Source organism: Edaphobacter modestus, from assembly GCF_004217555.1.
GTDB classification, from domain to species: Bacteria; Acidobacteriota; Terriglobia; order Terriglobales; family Acidobacteriaceae; genus Edaphobacter; species Edaphobacter modestus.
The window spans coordinates 150,446-167,577 of sequence record NZ_SHKW01000002.1 but is presented as its reverse complement, the minus strand read 5'-3'; the positions used below and the strand labels follow the sequence as shown (position 1 = coordinate 167,577).

The 17,132-nt window shown below is 54.9% G+C and carries 13 protein-coding genes and 1 pseudogene; 4 read left to right on the top strand and 10 right to left on the bottom strand.

The annotated features are described in order from the left end of the window. Positions 1-53 precede the first annotated feature (53 nt). From BDD14_RS26585 to BDD14_RS26555, 9 genes and pseudogenes are all read right to left on the bottom strand, one after another. Positions 54-686, bottom strand: coding sequence for a response regulator (locus tag BDD14_RS26585; RefSeq protein ID WP_130423861.1), 633 nt, complete (start codon positions 684-686; stop codon positions 54-56). After that, positions 683-3,625 carry a sensor histidine kinase gene (locus BDD14_RS26580; RefSeq protein WP_242618307.1) on the bottom strand — a complete coding sequence of 981 codons (2,943 nt, stop codon included), beginning with the start codon at positions 3,623-3,625 and terminating at the stop codon, positions 683-685. The genes BDD14_RS26585 and BDD14_RS26580 overlap by 4 nt, the downstream gene beginning before the upstream one ends. 126 nt (positions 3,626-3,751) lie before the next feature. Next, positions 3,752-3,952: pseudogene (locus tag BDD14_RS34785) on the bottom strand (hypothetical protein); the annotation flags it as partial. A 587-nt stretch (positions 3,953-4,539) separates the two neighbouring features. Then, positions 4,540-5,037, bottom strand: a complete 498-nt coding sequence (locus tag BDD14_RS26575) for a hypothetical protein (protein ID WP_130423857.1) — start codon at positions 5,035-5,037, stop codon at positions 4,540-4,542. A gap of 124 nt (positions 5,038-5,161) precedes the next feature. Continuing rightward, complete coding sequence (locus BDD14_RS26570) at positions 5,162-5,806, bottom strand: DUF4410 domain-containing protein (protein WP_130423855.1); 645 nt, start codon at positions 5,804-5,806, stop codon at positions 5,162-5,164. Further along, on the bottom strand, positions 5,793-6,170 hold the full coding sequence (locus BDD14_RS26565; RefSeq protein WP_165420313.1) for a hypothetical protein: 378 nt from the start codon (positions 6,168-6,170) through the stop codon (positions 5,793-5,795). The genes BDD14_RS26570 and BDD14_RS26565 overlap by 14 nt, the downstream gene beginning before the upstream one ends. A gap of 766 nt (positions 6,171-6,936) precedes the next feature. Continuing rightward, positions 6,937-7,110: a hypothetical protein gene (locus BDD14_RS32080; RefSeq protein ID WP_165420312.1), complete on the bottom strand. Its 174-nt coding sequence runs from the start codon at positions 7,108-7,110 to the stop codon at positions 6,937-6,939. 147 nt (positions 7,111-7,257) lie between these two features. Further along, positions 7,258-7,593 (bottom strand): hypothetical protein, encoded by a 336-nt coding sequence (locus BDD14_RS26560; protein ID WP_130423851.1) that lies wholly within the window; start codon positions 7,591-7,593, stop codon positions 7,258-7,260. A 180-nt stretch (positions 7,594-7,773) separates the two neighbouring features. Beyond that, a complete protein-coding gene (locus tag BDD14_RS26555) occupies positions 7,774-8,406 on the bottom strand; it encodes a response regulator (protein WP_130423849.1) in 633 nt (210 codons plus the stop codon). Positions 8,407-9,462: 1,056 nt separating this feature from the next. On the opposite strand from BDD14_RS26555, the gene BDD14_RS26545 reads away from it, so the two are divergent. From BDD14_RS26545 to BDD14_RS34780, 4 genes are all read left to right on the top strand, one after another. Beyond that, complete coding sequence (locus BDD14_RS26545) at positions 9,463-12,453, top strand: sensor histidine kinase (protein WP_130423847.1); 2,991 nt, start codon at positions 9,463-9,465, stop codon at positions 12,451-12,453. Beyond that, positions 12,431-13,078 carry a response regulator gene (locus BDD14_RS26540; protein ID WP_130423845.1) on the top strand — a complete coding sequence of 216 codons (648 nt, stop codon included), beginning with the start codon at positions 12,431-12,433 and terminating at the stop codon, positions 13,076-13,078. Before BDD14_RS26545 ends, BDD14_RS26540 begins: the two co-directional genes overlap by 23 nt. 95 nt (positions 13,079-13,173) lie before the next feature. Further along, positions 13,174-15,045, top strand: a complete 1,872-nt coding sequence (locus BDD14_RS26535) for a TolB family protein (RefSeq protein WP_130423843.1) — start codon at positions 13,174-13,176, stop codon at positions 15,043-15,045. Positions 15,046-15,295: 250 nt separating this feature from the next. After that, complete coding sequence (locus BDD14_RS34780; protein WP_130423841.1) at positions 15,296-15,616, top strand: erythromycin esterase family protein; 321 nt, start codon at positions 15,296-15,298, stop codon at positions 15,614-15,616. On the opposite strand, the gene BDD14_RS26525 is transcribed toward BDD14_RS34780, so the two are convergent. Then, positions 15,564-16,982: a tetratricopeptide repeat protein gene (locus BDD14_RS26525; protein ID WP_165420311.1), complete on the bottom strand. Its 1,419-nt coding sequence runs from the start codon at positions 16,980-16,982 to the stop codon at positions 15,564-15,566. The genes BDD14_RS34780 and BDD14_RS26525 overlap by 53 nt on opposite strands. Positions 16,983-17,132: the final 150 nt, after the last annotated feature.

The window sequence follows — 17,132 nt, the reverse complement described above, 5'->3', positions numbered from 1 at the left end:
GAGACGGACCAACACCCAGATCAGACGAAGCCAGAACCTATTTCAACAAGCTCTTAGAGGTCGATGATTCCTCGTTTCAACCCAATCATTGCGGCTTGCGTTCGATCATTGGCACCCAATTTTGAAAGAATGCACTTGACTCGGCTCTTTACGGTTTCGTCCGTGATCTTGAGCTGATTCGCGATCTGCTTGTTGGCATTCCCAGTGGCGATCAAGCGCAGCACGCTGATCTCTGCCGGCGTCAGCGCGTCATCGGTCGCATGCTCAGCGATTTCGTACGAGGCTTCGAGAGAAAGCGCCTTTCTTCCGGTGTAAACGGCTCGGATCGTTTCCACGAGTTCCTTGTGAAATGTATTTTTTAGCAGGTACCCTTGTGCTCCTGCCTTGAGTGCGCGAAGAATCTGAATGTCGCCTTTGTAGGTCGTCAGTACAATGATTTTCGCATCAGGAAATTGTCCCCGGATCGCGACAATCGCATCGAAGCCGTTCATCTCCGGCATTTGCAAATCCATTAGCGTGACGTCTGGATGATTCGTACGGAACTGTTGGATCGCTTCCCGGCCGTTCGAGGCTTCGGCGACCAGAGTCATATCCGGCTGGGTGCCGACGAGTACGGCTATGCCCTGCCTTATAAGGGCGTGATCGTCAACCGCCAGAATTCGAATTTGAGCTGACCCAACACTCACGCTCGATCGTTTCCTTTCACATCGATATCCGTCGCGGAGAAACGCCGCGTCGATTTCCCATACGCTCTCGATGCTGGAATGATCAGCTCGATTTCCGTACCGTTATTCACTTCACTCCAGGTCGCTAGCTTACCGCCCACAAGCTTGGCTCGTTCCTTCATACCGTGCAAGCCGTAGTGCCCCTCACGTCCGTCTCCGCGAAGAACCTCGGGGCCAATCCCTTTTCCATCGTCCCGAACGCGAAGCCGGAAGTACCTTTCGTCGTAGCGGATCTCAACTTCTAGGGTTTGCGCTTCCGCATGCCGGAAGGCATTGCGTAACGCCTCCACCGCGAGCCGGTAAACTTCGTCTCGGACAATCGGATGCAAATTTCGGGATGTTCCTTCCACGATCACTTCAAACTTGGGGGTGGACTGGGTTTCAACAGAAGCGAGTTCTTCGCCAACGGTCCGAATGGCTAGCGCAAGGTCGTTCTTTTCGACCGTGGACATGCGGAGGCCTTGCACAGCATCCCTGCCCTCCGTGATCGCCTCTGACGCCTGATCCACAGTTTCTTCCAGTGTCTTGCGGGCATCAGCAGCACCCTCCGGCAGCTTATAAATCGCAGCCTGAAGCCGTGGCAAGAGTGCCTGAAAACTCTGTAGCAGGGTGTCGTGCAGGTCGCGGGCGATGCGCATCCGTTCTGCTACGCGGGCCTCCAGAGTCACGGCGAATTCATGATGCAACTGCCGGACGCGCAACTGATAGGCCGCCCACAGTAACCCTAAGAAGACGGCAGTTGAGACCGCACGGAACCACCGTGTATTCCACCAGGGGGGCGTGATCACAATGGTTAGCGACGCCCCTTCTTCATTCCATACACCATCGCTGTTCGATCCCTGCACGCGAAAGACATATTTCCCAGGATCGAGATTGGTATAGGTAGCCATTCGCTGCCTGCTACCTACGTCGTTCCAGACACTTTCAAAGTTCTCGAGCATATAGCGATAATGGTTCTTTTGCGAATTTGCATAACTCAACGCGGCGAATTCAAGGGAGAAAACGTTGTCGCGGTAGGGGAGAGTTAGAGAATCGACGTATGGGATGGCTTTCTTCAGCACGGACTCAGTGCCGATGGGTGCAGGTTTGTTAAAGATTCTGAAGCTAGTGATCACTACAGGCGGCACGTAGGGATTGTCGTGGGTATTTTCAGGGAAAAATGCATTGAATCCATTGGTTCCGCCAAAGAACATCTCCCCATTCAGGCCGTGATAACACCCCGTACTGAACTCATTGCTCTGCAAGCCGTCGGACACATCGTAGTTTCTAAACGTTTCCTTCTGAGGATCGAATCGAGATATGCCCTTCTGAGTACTGAGCCAAAGCCTGCCAGCTTCATCTTCCAGAATGCACCGGGTCGTGCTGCTCGGAAGGCCCTGGCTTTCCGTGTAACGGGTGAACAATCCACTTTGCCGCTGGTACCGGTATAGGCCGTCCATCGCTCCTATCCAGAGTGTTCCAGTCCGGTCTTCGTGGATGGTGTTGACGCCGCCTCCGCTCAGTTTTTGAGGGTCATACGGGCCGGGCGTGTAATTCATAAAGGTCTTCGCCTTGTCATCGAAACGGACCAGTGTGCCGCCCCATGTCCCCAACCACAGGGTGCCGGAACGATCCTGATCGATGACCCAGACGGTATTTTCGAGACTAGCCGGATGGTCTGGAACAGGACGGTAATTGGTAAACCCGTCCTTCGCTGAATCGAAGCGGCTGAACCCTCCCTCCTGGCCCACCCACATTTGACCGCTCCGGTCTCCGAAGATGGTGTAGACATTATCAGAAATCAAGCTGTTGGGATCATCAGGGTTGTGGCGGTAATGCTTGAACCGCCCGGTGCGTTGATCGAATCGCACAAGACCAGAGCCTCCGCCACCAAGCCATAGATAACCCGCTGTATCTTTGTAAATGCAATTAACGTTCGTGCCTTCGCCAAACCCCTTCTCGTCGCCCCGGGCGGGAAGATAGTGGGTGATCTTCCCCGTCTTTCGGTCCAATCGATCAAGGGCGCGCGGAAACAAGCCTACCCACACAATGCCATCGGGATTCTGATAAATCGCCTTGACCCTGCCGGGTGAGAGACTATTGGAGTCGGAGAAGCGGTGCTTGTAAAGGTTGAATTGCTGTTGCCGAAAATTGAGAATGTTGAGTCCGCCATTCTCAGTTCCTACCCACAGCACCCCGCCCCAATCCCGATAGGCACAAAAAACGGCGTCGCTGTCGAGGCTATCCGGGTTGCTCTCGTTGTGCTGAAACCGATACGTGAAACGTTCCGTCGGCCGGTCGAAATAGTAAAGACCTCGGCTGGACGGCACCCATAGTCCATTTTGGCCGTCGGCCCTAAGAGTGCCATTCAGCGATCCCCCGCTGCTCGTCGACGCCATAACACCGACGTGACGGGCGCCAAGCGGGAATGTTGAGAGGCGCTCTGCCTTTGGATCGTATTTCGCGAGCCCGACGACCGGGGAATCGACCAGCATCCAAAAACTGCCCATCTCGTCTTCATACACACTGTCTGCGCTGAGGCCGTTCCTGGCTGCAGAAGGGCGAGTGATCTGTCCCGTCTGTTGATTCAGGTGAAACAGACCGCGTTCGCCAACAAACCAGATGTCACGATGAGCATCCTCGATCACCTGGCTAATCCTCCCAACAAACTGCCCATCGCCGTCATTTCGATAATGCGTAAATCTTCCGGTCCTTGGATCGAGCTTGTCGAGACCGCTGTCCTCGGTGCCAAACCAAAAAGAACCGCGACTGTCCTGCGCGATGCTCTTGACTGAGGCGCCACCGAGACTATTGGGATTGCCGGGATCGTGGAGGTAGCGGGTACAGCGTTCGGTTTCAGGATCGAATTTGTTCACCCCTGTGTTGGTGGCAATCCACAGATAGCCGTGATCATCTTGCATCAGGTCCTGCAAGAAATTGGAGCTCAAGCTGCCGAAGTCGTTGGGATTATTTTTGTATACGACAAAGGAGTTGCCGTCGTATCGATTAAGACCGTCCCTGGTGGCAAACCACATGAAGCCCCGACGATCTTGCAAAATGGCAACGACATAGCTTTGAGAGAGACCATCGTTCGTATTGAGGTGGGTGAATCTGAGATCCCTTACCACGACAGAGTCGCTTTGAACTGGGTGGGGTTGAGCTGCTGCGGCATATATCGCGTGAATGATGCAAAAGAACAAGATACGACTCGCTCCCCGCAAGCACCGCGCCGTATTTCGGAGAATCATGTTCATGCCTTGCCCACAAAGTCATGCGACCAGGATCTCTCCGAACTGTTGTGTAACCGATGACGCCAGGAAACGCACAGTTTCACCTCTGTTCCTGATGCACTTCACTCTACACCGTCAGGTTCCTCCAATCAGCATCCTTGATCTTCTCTGCGCAGCACAATTAACTTACGAATTGCGCGGGCTTCGCTCGTGAATGGCCCGTGCGATAAGCTACTTACTCGTTGCCGGCATGCGGTCAGGTGCAGAGTTGTCGCGAGATCTCCGGATGACAAGGGCGGCGTTGACACTTCCTTCTCTCCCCCAATTAATTATGCTCCACGAGCTAGCCAGGTTACGGCGAGCTTACGACGGCTTACGGCCAATCGAAGGCCTGAGGGGCTTAGTCTGAAATCAGGCAGAATTTGCGAACCGATGCAAACCTCAGATGAGCACAAAGTGTAATTTTCGTGTCAAACAAAAACCCGGAAGTCGCGGTCCGACAGGGCGGAGCCAGTGTTAACACCTGCACGATTCCGAGTAAGACACGTCGGGAGGCTGTCCTGCCTTCTACCCGATCAGGGCGCACGGATCATCGGATCCCGGCTTCAAACATGGCACAGAGAATCGAGGAAGTCGCGTCCAACGAAGTTCGGCGCCGTTAGGTCCAGCCGTAGCTGCGATCTACCGGTGAACGTTCCGGAGTATTTCGACTCCGCCAGCCGACCATCGACAGCGGCATCCCTGGAGACTATCTCCTTGCCGTCCACGCGCAGCGGTTCTTCGAGGGGGGCCTGGAATGGATCGCCCACCTGATTCTGCGTGGAATCGATTGCATAGATGGTACGCACGGAGATACTGTTCTTGCCGGGGTCGTGACATACGCCGGTGTCTTCATGACGGCATGCTCTGCCCGTTGCGGTTCGCTGGGAAGCGAACTCGTCGACATTCGGTTGGTTACTTGCTGCCCTTTCGGAATCAAACTTGAGCGAAACGATGTCAGCGAGGTTGTACTTCTGCACCGAGGAGCCGACCTGGAAGCTGATCCCACTCTCCGTGCCACCCATGAACTTGCCCTTAATCAGGCTGCCATTCTTCAGTTCCAAGGAATCGGCCCCGCAAGGGACGCCCCCAGCCATAAGGCAATGACCAAGCGGGAGTTGAGCTTGAGCTTTATGATGATTTCACCTCTGCAGCGTTCGTGTTTACTGCTCCTGGTGTACGCAATGGTTACTTAGACATATTTCCGGTCTCCTTTTCGGGGAGCACGGCGGCCTGCTCCGGTAGGGGTGACTTTTTCAAAGTAGCTGCCACATTGTGTGCCAAGTTGTGGGTCGCTCGCAGGTTGCCACCGATGAACCGGACATTGCCATCGACAAGATGCTCCTGGACTACCTGGCCCTCTCGTGTGACCAACTGAACGCGAACGTTCAACTTGGTCGCCCCACTCACGGTAGTGACGGCCCGCCGAGTCTCGCTACCCGGCGTATATTTTTGGACCGTTGTCTTCAGAATGAGCAGGCCGGGAACATCGTTCGCGTTACGATCCCCGTTACGGAACACCTGTTTGAACTGCTCCGTTTTGGTTAGCTCTTCGAGCAGATTCTCGTAGATGGCGGCTCCGAAGGATGGATCAAGGTCGACGTCTCCGGGGTCGACTCTATCTACCTGCATGCTCCATGGCCGGGCGCCTCCGCTTCTTCCATCTGTGGAGGATTCCGCAAGCACAGTTGGGACAAATACCTGAAGCTGCAACGCACCGAGCAGCAGGATAACAGCCGCAAGTGGTCCGTAGTGCTTGTTTGGCCGGTGGAAGCCGGACAGGCCCAGCGTGGTCTTAATTGCGGCAAGGGAAGTTTTTCTATTTGTTTTCATTCTTGACCTCGAGAGTGCTTTGGGTGGGGGTTTGCCCTACAGGCGGCGTGATGTGCGCGCCGTTAGCTACCAGGGCCTTCTTGAAAGTTTCTCCTTGGCCTTTTTCCAATTGAAATATGGCACCGTGAAAACCACCGCTGTTATCGAGATATTCAACTGTGAGGAAGTCGTATTTCTTATGTGCGAAGAGGCTCACCACCCGGCCTCCACCATATGGAGCTGCAGCTTTGCCCAGCGTCATAGCCGTGCCACCTACCTGCTTGTCTCCTTTCTCGACAAAGATGTCTTGAATGGAGCTTATGCTCACCTGTGCGGCTGTACTTCCATCGTGCTGAAATTGCATGACGCCACCCTGGATTTTCAACTCTCCGGTGGCGTTATGCTTCGCACCTTCAAATCCCAGGACTTGCGTGACATGGATGGCCGACCCTGGGACCGGACTCTGCGCTTCGCTCGGATTCTGGCCTATTGATGCTGCGCTTAATGAGAGCAGGATAGTTAGGCAAGCTAATCCATGCCCAACCTGAAAGGAAGTCATGGGTGTCCGCCTGGACGGTATGGAATTACGATTCATAGTTCCTCACTTGTAGCCGCAATGATGTGATAACTTCTTTTCACAAGAAACCCTCGCTTCGAGATGATCGGAGAGTAGGGAGTGTTGACCATCGTCGTCTCCGTGGTCCCAACCCCCGTCTCTGGTGGATCCGATGCGTGTGAGTCTGTTTGACCCAAGACCGGATGCTGAATGCGTATACACAGATGCAAATCAGATTTGCTGGAATAAAGCCAAACTGAGACGTGCGAAAGCCGATTACGCAAACGATCATGCTGTTGACAATTGATATTAGAAGTCCCGTCCACGATTTCCGACCGAGGAGGACAGTCGCCAGTATGGTGAGAAAGCAAGAGAGGTAATCTAAATGAAACATAGCGACTTCGACCTCAGGTGGCATTCATATGAACCGCGTAGAGACACACGCTGCAAGCAACCCGATAGCGACTGCTGTACTCGCAAGTTTGTGCTTCATGCTGATTTCCTTTTTGTGCTTTGACCGGCGTAAAGATTTCTTGCGCATATAACCTTGCTGAAAACGAATTTCGTCCATCAAGGTTTCATGCCCTCGCAAACCTCACGAATCGTGGTGTGAGCCTTTCAATGCCATCGCTGTCTTGGTCAGGATCTCTTCGGGAGATAGATGGCAACGCAAAAGCATCTCAACCGCGAGCGTGAGGGTAGTTTTCTGTTCGAAGACCAATGTTCTCCACATGCCTTCCTGATTGATTTCAAGGTCAGTGCGTGTCATGTGTTCGTCCTCCTAGTTCCGATGTGTGAATTGTCTATCGAATCCCGTTTGCAAACAGCCCCACGACGGGGCAAATCGCAAACTCTGGGGAGGGAAATTAATAGCCTCCGTCAAGCCAGAAATTTCGGTGATTGATGAAGGAGTCCTTCAGGAGTTGGCTCTGATTTTGCGCGGTGGAGGTTGCACGCGCTTCCACCCAAACAGGCGAGCATCGACTGACCATAGGCCCGGTCCCAACATGGCGAGAGCGCAGCCAATGGTTCCGAGCAAAACCGTTACCCATCGATCTCCGCCTATCGTCATGATCTGCAAGATTTCCAGCAACGCAACCAAGGCTCCCACGAGGGGCGTCCATAGGCCGGGAATGAGAAGGAGTCCGAATACCGTCAGAAATGCGGAAATTATCGTTGTACTGACATCAGGGTTGCTCCACAGCGCCGAGTTCGCACGCAGAAGCAGTGAAGCGCCGAGAACGACACGCATGAGAAGCAAACCGATTCCAGGCCAACCGCCAGCGAATGTGGAATATAGACGCCGCAAAAACCCACCCTTCTACACTCCACTAGTTTCGTGCCTTGCAGAGACGGAGCGAAACCCTAAAGAGAGTCATTATCAGTCACTCTTTAGAGTTCGGTTGACGGCGAGGAATCAGCCGGAGGGAACCTAGAGGTCGATGATTCCTCGTTTAAACCCAATCATTGCGGCTTGCGTTCGATCATCGGCACCCAATTTTGAAAGAATGCACTTGACTCGACTCTTAACGGTTTCCTCTGTGATGGAGAGCTGGTGCGCAATTTGTTTGTTTGCATAGACGGCTGCGATCAACCGCAGCACGCTGACTTCTGCCGGCGTCAATGGGTCATCGGTGGCATGCGTGGCGATTTCATACGAGACCTCCGGGGAAAAGGCCTTCTTCCCGGCGTGTACCCCACGAATCGTCTCCAATAGTTCCTTGTGCAACGCATTCTTTAATAGATACGCTTGAGCGCCAGCCTTGATAGCAAGGATAATTTGCGCATCGCCGGCGTACGTCGTCAGCACAACAATTTTTGCGTCAGGAAATTCATTTCGAATGGCAATGAGTGCATCAACGCCATTCAGTCCTGGCATTTGCAGGTCCATCAGCATAACGTCGGGACGGTGCATCCGGAATAGCTGGATAGCCTCGCGACCGTCGGACGCTTCACCCACAAGGATCATATCCGGCTGAATGCTTATCAGACCGGCAATCCCCTGTCGGACGATCGGATGGTCATCGACCGCGAGAATTCGAACGGGCGAGATGCTGGCGTTCATGACCTCTCCTGAAGCTATGGCTTGCCTGGTCTGTGGGAACGCGCCACACTGATTGGAGGTAAGCAAACCTTCACTTTTCCGGCAAGCTTTCGTGACAACCAGGAAGCATCGACTGCCCGTTTAATGTCCTGATCGAGCAACTGATCATCTTCGATACCGCTACCGCTCATAGGTGGTGGGCCGATCGGCAAATTTGGCAAACCGGTCGAGACATCGGCCTTTGACGGACCGCCCGGACCCCCTCTGGGGTCGACCCATTGATAGGTCCGATACGATTGAAAGTTAGAGGCCCGGTCATAGTTGTAGTAAATGTCCTGCCCCTCTGGCGCAAGCGAGCATGAACAACAAGGCTAATGGCAATATCAGCCGTTTCGTGATTTTCATTCGCATCTCTTTCTGTTTATTAGCGCCACTGATCGGGTGTCACGCTGCACTCAAATCCCGGAATCACGCTTGTTTGTTTTCAATCCTGTTCCGGGATTTAGGTGCATTGTCGCTGCACTGAAATAATCCCGGACTGTTGCACATAAAACCCGGACGAAGTTTCTGCTGAAGCTTGTCCGGGAGATAAGTACAAAGATGACACTATCCTCTTTCCTTGCATCAGTTTCGGTCCGGGATTTGAGTAGAAGCGGAGCGAAGCCACAACGTTGGTCACGTGCAGGACGGGGCGAGCGAACCAGTCTGTCATCGGCTAGGTATCCTTCAATGAAAACAACCTTAGATTTGCAAGATCGCACACGGCGGTCAAGTGTTGAGAACGGGGCAAATCCCTCATTGAAACGGGTTTCTGCGCCGAATGCGTTATCGTCAACTGAGTTAATCGGGGTTGATTGGCTGCCCCGACGGCGTTCTGAAGACCAAGTCATTGGCCGCTGGACAAGAATTGTGCCTGCTCGTTTTCGTCTGCAGATCACGAAGAAGAGCAGCCATCCAGCGTTGCAATTTGATCAGCTGATGGCTTCGCGAACGTTTCGATACGTAAATCTGCGGCGGAGTTCCGCTAATGGCAAAACCGCCAACAGAGTTGCATGATTGGGCTAAGATGTCGGTGTTATGAGAAAAGCGCGCGCAGAGGTGATCATCTGCCTGGCCCTGATGTTGGCATGCTGCGCTTGCGCGTTGGCATTGGACCCGTCGCTCGACATCAGCCAGTACGCGCATACCGCTTGGAAGGTGCGCGATGGCTTCGCTAAAGGCTTCCTATACTCGATCGCACAAACACCAGACGGATACATCTGGCTGGGCACGGAATTCGGCTTGCTTCGCTTCGATGGCGTGCGCGCCGTGCCTTGGCAGCCGCCATCTGGTCAGGAACTGCCCGGCAAAGATATCGGAACTCTGCTGGTTACGCGCGACGGCGCTTTGTGGATTGGCACCTACAATGGACTCGCCAGTTGGAAGGAAGGCAAATTCATCACGTATTCCGAGCTGAATGGCAGCCGGATCTCTGCATTACTTGAGGACGGCGAGGGCACAGTATGGGTCGGTACCCGCGAACCTCGCATTTTTGGGGAGAACGTCGGCGCGATCGATGCCGATGCCGAGGGAAACTTTTGGGTAGGTTTTGATAAGGACTCTCGGAAGTGGAAGTCGGGGCGACCGCAATCAAGCGAAGTATCGGACCCCCAGCATGCGCAACAGGCGCTTCTAGAGCACGAAGACTTCGCGTTTGTGAATGACAGTCATAAAGGAGGCCGAGCACTCATTCCCCGGCAAGTGCAGCGAGGTGCCTCAGTCCGCTCGTCGCAGCGGTTCAGGCCGTCGCAGATGCTCCGCGATCGTGACGGAGCGGTGTGGGTCGCGACATCAGACCGCGGCCTGATTCACTTCCATCAGGGCAAGACAGATAATTTTTCCGAGGCTGATGGCCTTTCCGGCGACACCGTGAACCGACTTTTGCAGGACCAAGAAGGCGATATTTGGGTGGTCACTACGAACGGCATCGACAGGTTCCGTGAGTATGCCGTTCCGAACATCGGTATCAAACAGGGTCTCTCTAACACCAACACCTTGTCGATTTTGGCATCAAGCGACGGCAAAGTCTGGATCGGAACCCACAGTGGTCTGAACAAGTGGAAAAACGGCCAGATCTCAGTGGTACTCCGTGGCGATGGAACGACTCATTCCGTATTTCAGGACAGCAGCGGACGCATCTGGGTGTCGACGCTCGCGGCATACGGATATCTCGACAGCGATCGATTTGTTCCCGTGCTCGATCTCGGCGGCGGATTGGCAGTTTCGGTGGCGGAACTCCCGAAAGGGCATCTGTGGGTTGCGAATGACAGTAAGGGACTGTTTCATTTAGTTGGTGACAGGGTGGTCCAAAAGCTATCCTGGGCTGCGCTAGGACATACGGACCATGCCCGTGTTTTGCTGGCCGACCGCTCGCAGCGCGGACTCTGGCTAGGATTCAACCAGGGTGGAGTCTCCTACTTCGCTGACGGTCGAATCCATAAATCTTACTCTGCCGCCGATGGGCTTGGACGCGGCAGGGTGAACCAGCTTAGATTCGGACCCAACGGCGGGCTCTGGGCGGCAACGGAAACTGGGCTGAGCCGCATCAAGGATGGCCGCATCGCGACTCTCACGAGCAAGAACGGGTTGCCGTGTGAAAGTGTGCATTGGACGATGGAGGACAACGATCGCTCCTTTTGGCTCTACATGGCATGCGGCCTCGTGCGAATTCTTCGGCCGGAATTGGACGCTTGGATTGCCGATCGTTCCAGATCAGTCCAGACTACGCTGTTCGACATTTCTGACGGTGTACCGAGCCATTCCTATCCTTCAGAAGTACATGGTGTCACCAAATCTTCCGACGGTAGAATATGGTTTGCCGCGTACGACGGGGTTAGTGTCATCGACCCGCATCATCTTGCAGAAAACAAGCTGCCGCCACCGGTGCGCATCGAGCAGGTGATCACCGATGAGAAGCCGTACGACGCGCGGAATGGGATGCGGCTGCCGGCGCGCATTCGTTATCTAACGATTCATTACACGGCGCTGAGCCTGGTGATCCCGGAGAAGGTGCGCTTCCGTTACAAACTTGAGGGAGTGGACGCGGATTGGCGCGAGGTGGTGAATGATCGGGAGGTGCAGTATTCGAACTTCGGTCCCGGGGCGTACCAATTCCGCGTGAAAGCGTGCAATAACAGCGGCGTGTGGAACGATGAGGGCGCGTCGCTGGGGTTCGTGATCCCGCCAACGTGGTACCAGACGAACTGGTTTCGTGCGCTCTGCGCGGCCTTATTCGTGGCACTGGTGTGGGCGGCTTACCAGATGCGTGTCCGGCAACTGGCGTACCAGTTCAACCTGGGCCTGGAAGAGCGTGTAAGCGAGCGCACACGTATTGCCCGCGACCTGCACGACACCCTGCTTCAGAGTTTTCAAGCAGTTTTGCCACTGTTTCAAGCTGTCATTTACAAGTTGCCGGAGGGCGCAGTCGACGCTCGCAAAACACTGGAAGTAGCTGTCGATCGGGCCTCGGACGCGATTACTGAGGGCAGGGATGCCGTGCAAGCTTTGAGGGTGTCCGCCGTGGAACAGAACGACCTTGCACAGGCCATTCGGACACTCGGGGAAGCGTTGGCTTCTGCTGAGACGAATCAATCCTCTCCCCGATTCGACGTGGTCGTGGAAGGGACATCTCGCAATTTGCATCCGATTCTGCGAGATGAAGTGTACCGACTTACTGCCGAGGCCCTGCGCAATGCCTTCCGGCATGCGGCGGCGCAAACTTTAGAAGTTGAGATTCGATACGACGAGAAGTACTTCCGGCTCCGCGTTCGGGATGACGGAAAGGGCATCGATTCGGACGTTCTCAGCCAAGACGGACGTGAGGGGCACTACGGCTTACGAGGCATGAAGGAACGAGCCGCGCTCGTGAGCGGGAAGCTAACGATCTGGAGTGAAGCCGATGGCGGAACGGAAATCGAGCTGATCATTCCGGGCTCGCGAGCGTACACGAAACCAACGCGGCGTTTCTGGTACTTCGGGAAGCGCTCGGCAACAGAAAGTGATGTGAATGAAACCATCGAGCGTCAGTGAGGGGTCGCAACCAATTCGCATTCTTATTGCGGACGATCATGCTCTGATAAGGGAGGGCATAGCGGTCCTCGTCGGCACTCAGCCGGATATGAACCTGGTGGCCGAAGCCTCGAATGGCTCCGAGGCGATACAACAGTTTCGTACCCACCGCCCCGACATCACGCTGATGGACCTGCAAATGCCGGAGATGAGCGGCTTCGATGCGATCGTCGCGATCCGCGGGGAATTTCCCGAGGCGAAGATTGTCGTACTGACGACCTACAAGGGTGACGTTCAGATTCTTCGCGCTCTCAAAGCGGGAGCAAAGGGATACCTGCTCAAAAGCACGTTTCACAAGGAGCTCGTAGAGACAATCCGAGCCGTTCATGCCGGCAGGAAGGCGCTCTCTCCTGAAGCCTCTTACGAGTTGGCTGAGCACGCGACGGACGATGCACTGACACCGGCAGAAATCAACGTTCTTCGCTTGATCGCGGCTGGCAACACTAATAAGCAAATCGCCGACCAACTCTCGATCACCGAAGAAACCGTCAAAAGTCGAGTTAAATCCATCCTTTCCAAGCTGGGTGCTAACGATCGAACACACGCCGCAACGATCGGCGTGAAGCGAGGAATCATCGAGCTGTAACCCCCCATATCGCGCCTAATCCCGGCGCGGTTGCGCCTAGCCTCAGTGCTTAAGGAACGGTGCCCTTACTTGCCATTTAAGGGGTAATATGGCGCATGCCGACAGGGCATCAATTCGACAAAACGGGCAGGCTGCCCCCCGAAGATGTGGGCGCAGTTCGCAACGAGGTGCCCTCGACTGCAGCTCTCTCGCCGTCCCAGCGGCGGCGTAAATCAGTGATTGTGGTCCTTGCGGCAATCGCGGTTGTCGCTGTTTCTGTCGTGATTTCATCACGACGTCACCCGCCTCGCGAGTCCAATGCGGTACGGTTGTCACTGGGCCTGCCGCCCGGCATAACGCTACACAGAAACTGGCACCCGTTCGAATATATGGCCCTTTCTCCCGATGGCGAGATGCTGGCCTTTGCGGCGAGTGATGCGTCTGGTCAAAGCTCGTTGTGGTTCCGCGAGTTGAGTTCTTCAGAACCGCGAAAAATGGAGCAGACTGAGGGCGCGCTGTTTCCGTTCTGGTCCCCAGACTCACGGTTCATTGGCTTCTGGGCGAGTGGCAAGCTGCAGAAAATAGGACGATCGGGTGGAACTCCCGAAGTGATCTTCAGCGTTGCAGAGGTCGCGCAAGGAACATGGGGCCCCGACGGAACAATTCTCTTCGCCAGAACCGTAAACAGTCCAATCTTCCGTGTCTCTCGTGACGGCGCAAAAGCGACTCCGGTGACGTCGTTGCTTCCGGGACAAGTCAGCCAAATGTGGGTTCAGTTCCTGCCGGATGGCAAACAGTTTATCTACCTAGCTCGGACAAGTCTGACGGCGGATGATCCACACGCGAAGGTGTATGCTCAGCGACTAGATGGCGACGCTCCCACTGAAATCGTAACCACGCCGCACAGGCCAGTAGTCGCCGATGAGTACTTGCTGTTCATCCAGCAACAGAATCTCTATGCACAACGGATGGAATGGAACTCATTGCGAAGGATAGGGGAACCTCTGTTGGTGGCTCGCAACGTCGCTGCGTCGCCAGCGTACCTTGGCAGTTCCGAATTCGCCGCGTCGCAAAATGGAGTGCTGATCTACGGCACCGCAGAGGGATTTCCGGTCTATCAACTCAGGTGGTATGCACGAGATGGCGCAACGGTCGGCGGCGTGGATCCGGTGGTCGATTATCAGCAGTTCACGCTTTCTCCCGATGGTAAGCACCTGGCACTGAACTCGTTCCAACAGCATGCTACAGGCAGTTTGTGGCTGATTGATATTGGGACAAATACAACCACACCCTTAACGGTTGATCCCCACGCGCAGTCCGATCCAGTGTGGTCACCAGACTCTCGCTACGTTGCTTTCAATCTCATGCCGAACGGCGGGAGTGATCCGCCGTTCCTGGTAGCAAAGATCGAAGTGGGCAAGCAGCAGCTGGAGCCGATTTATGGCGATAACGGAACGCACTGGGTGGAGGACTGGTCCCCGGACGGTAAATTTCTCCTGACGCACGACACCAGGACACTTTCGGTACTACCCCTGACGGGCGACAGGAGACCTCAACCTGTATATTCATCGAGTTCCCTCAAAGATGAGTTTCATCTGTCTCCAGATGGACGATTGATCGCCTATGATGAGCTGCGCGACGGCAGATGGGACGTGTTTGTTGCATCCTTTCCTGCGTTTGAAGACATCAAGCAGGTGTCGCCGGCCGGTGGCGCACAGCCGCGATGGCGCGGGGACGGCAGGGAACTCTTCTACATCAGTAACGACGGAGAAATGATATCCGTCACGTTGGAGCGCGGCTCGCTTGTGAAGATAGGCGCTCCACGAAAACTATTCGATACCGGACTTGTACCAGATGCAACGGTCAATCAGTATGCTGTCACGCCAGACGGACTCAAGTTTCTGGTACTGCAGCCACGAAAGGGCTATCTGGAATCATACTCCGTGATACTTAACTGGCCTGCGACGCTGAAAACATCTCAGAATTAACGCTTTGACCTCACTCCGTAAGCGCTCTCGCTCCATGCCACGCTGCCACCGAGTGTCAGCGCATGCTGCCCACATACCGGCAGCACGTAATCACTCCGCGGCGTGCCTCTAGCCAATAACAAGCTCGAGACATTGCTGCAGCCGATCATCAGGAGCATCGCAAGCGCCGCAAACAGCAAATACAGAGTGCCACCCATGTTTTGTGTGGTCTTGTAGTCAGCGGGCGGATGGGTACGCAGCCAACTTCGGTATGACGGCAAGCTGCGAGACTGCCGTCATCGAGCAGGTGACGAAACTGCAGCGCAGGAGTGCCGAACTGGAATCATGGGATGGTCCTCACGCCCGCCGCGAGGCATTTTCTGCGGAACAGAACGCCATGCTTGTCCGGGACGCCGAGCGATACTACCGCGCGATGTTGGAAGGCGGCGAGAGCTCGTGGAATCGGCGCGACACGCATATGACAGACATACTGGATCGGCTGTTGGCCTTTTTTGGTCCAAGGGCGACGATCGTCGGCGTTAGTTCTTCTCATGATCCTGCGGGAATGTTATTGTGCGATGACTGGCTTTAATTTCCTTATATAGCTTTAGTTCCCGATTTGCATCGGCTGTACGGCCCGCCCGTCGATACGCCACATGAAGCTGGTAATGCAGGTAGTCATGCGTTGTATCAGCATTTGCGGCACTTTCCAGGTGCTGGATTGCCTGTTCCGTTTGCCCGTCGTCCAGCAGGAGTCTTCCCAACTGATACTGCGCTTGCACGTATGCAGGGTCTGCGGTGATGATGGACTTCAGCAGCGTGGCAGCTTCCTCCTTGCGTGAGACCTGCAGAAATGCGTAGGCGAGATAGTATTGCGCGTCGAGATTGTCGGGACTGAGCTTTGACTCTGCCTGTAGTTCAGGAATGGCTTCTGTTGGACGGTCCAGCCGGATGAGTGCTGCTCCAGTTTCCAGGTGAGAGCCTTTGAAAGTGGGGTCCTGCTGGGATATTCGCCGGAAGCATTTGACGGCTTGTTCATAGTTAGCCGTTACGTCGTAGACTTTGCAGACCAGTGCGAGCTGGTCCAAAGGAAGCGTCTGGGTGCTCAACTTATCCACGATCTCGTTGGCCTTCGCCTGCTGGTCCGTGCGGGCGAGGGAGAGTGCCCAGGCGTAGGCTGCGCGAGGATCCCGCATCGCCAGGTCAGCGACCATCGCAAAGGTGCGAGCTGCATCCGAAAAACGGTCCAGCGAAAACTGGGACATCGCCAGCATCAAGCAAGTGTGCTGGTCTTGCGGTTCGCGCAAGGCGGCTAATTGCAAAGCGCGCACTGCTTCTTCATACTGCCCGTCGAGGAACGCCGCAATCCCGATGTTGCGCCGCAGGCCGGGTGTAGAGGCCTCCCAATCCTCGGCCTCATGAAAATAGATCAAAGCCTCCGGGTATCGCTGCCGGCGGGCTTCGAGTGTTCCCCAGTCGTTGAAACTACTGCTGAGAATCTGACGCAGTTGTGTGTCAAGGGCAGTGAACATGTGTGCCTTGGATGGGCTCAAATGTGCGAGCTGAGAAGTTGTCGGCTTGGAGGTTGGGTCAATACGTCTGCGTGCCGGAGATACAGCTTTGCTCTGAGATGCGCCATTTTTAAAGGTAGCTTTCTTTTGAAGGAGCTCCGCATCGGCCAGGTGGCTGCGGGTTTCGGGAGAATCCTGCAGGGCTAACGCCCGGTGGTAGAGTTCGACGGCTTCGGGAAGCATGTGCTCCGATGCACGCAGGTCGGCCATTGCATGCAGCGCGAATGCCGATAGAGCGCGGGTCGTATCTTCAATTGCCTGGTGATCGCCAGATTGCACCGCAGCCCGTTGCGCTGCCTGCCGTTGTTCGAGTTGTGCAGTGTCATGCTCGGCTACGCTTGATCGATGGTTCTGTGAGGTACCAGACGGTGTTTGGGCTATTGCCAAATGCCAATCTGGATTAAGGCAAAGTGTGACAGCTATTGCCGATGCCATCAACGTGGGGCGGTAGAAGTGGCGACGTGCATGTTCACAGCGGAATGGAAGAGAGATGCAGGCCATACATGATGCGTTTCTATTCTAGAGAACAAGAACGGA

What these genes read in the sequence shown, in the direction of transcription:
- BDD14_RS26580 (WP_242618307.1), bottom strand. Translation starts at nt 3,625, where the DNA reads ATGCAAGATGATCACGGCTATCTGTGGATTGCCACCAACACAGGGGTG.
- BDD14_RS26570 (WP_130423855.1), bottom strand. Translation starts at nt 5,806, where the DNA reads ATGAAAACAAATAGAAAAACTTCCCTTGCCGCAATTAAGACCACGCTG.
- BDD14_RS32080 (WP_165420312.1), bottom strand. Translation starts at nt 7,110, where the DNA reads ATGACACGCACTGACCTTGAAATCAATCAGGAAGGCATGTGGAGAACA.
- BDD14_RS26560 (WP_130423851.1), bottom strand. Translation starts at nt 7,593, where the DNA reads ATGCGTGTCGTTCTCGGCGCTTCACTGCTTCTGCGTGCGAACTCGGCG.
- BDD14_RS26555 (WP_130423849.1), bottom strand. Translation starts at nt 8,406, where the DNA reads ATGAACGCCAGCATCTCGCCCGTTCGAATTCTCGCGGTCGATGACCAT.
- BDD14_RS26545 (WP_130423847.1), top strand. Translation starts at nt 9,463, where the DNA reads ATGAGAAAAGCGCGCGCAGAGGTGATCATCTGCCTGGCCCTGATGTTG.
- BDD14_RS26540 (WP_130423845.1), top strand. Translation starts at nt 12,431, where the DNA reads ATGAAACCATCGAGCGTCAGTGAGGGGTCGCAACCAATTCGCATTCTT.
- BDD14_RS26535 (WP_130423843.1), top strand. Translation starts at nt 13,174, where the DNA reads ATGCCGACAGGGCATCAATTCGACAAAACGGGCAGGCTGCCCCCCGAA.
- BDD14_RS34780 (WP_130423841.1), top strand. Translation starts at nt 15,296, where the DNA reads ATGACGGCAAGCTGCGAGACTGCCGTCATCGAGCAGGTGACGAAACTG.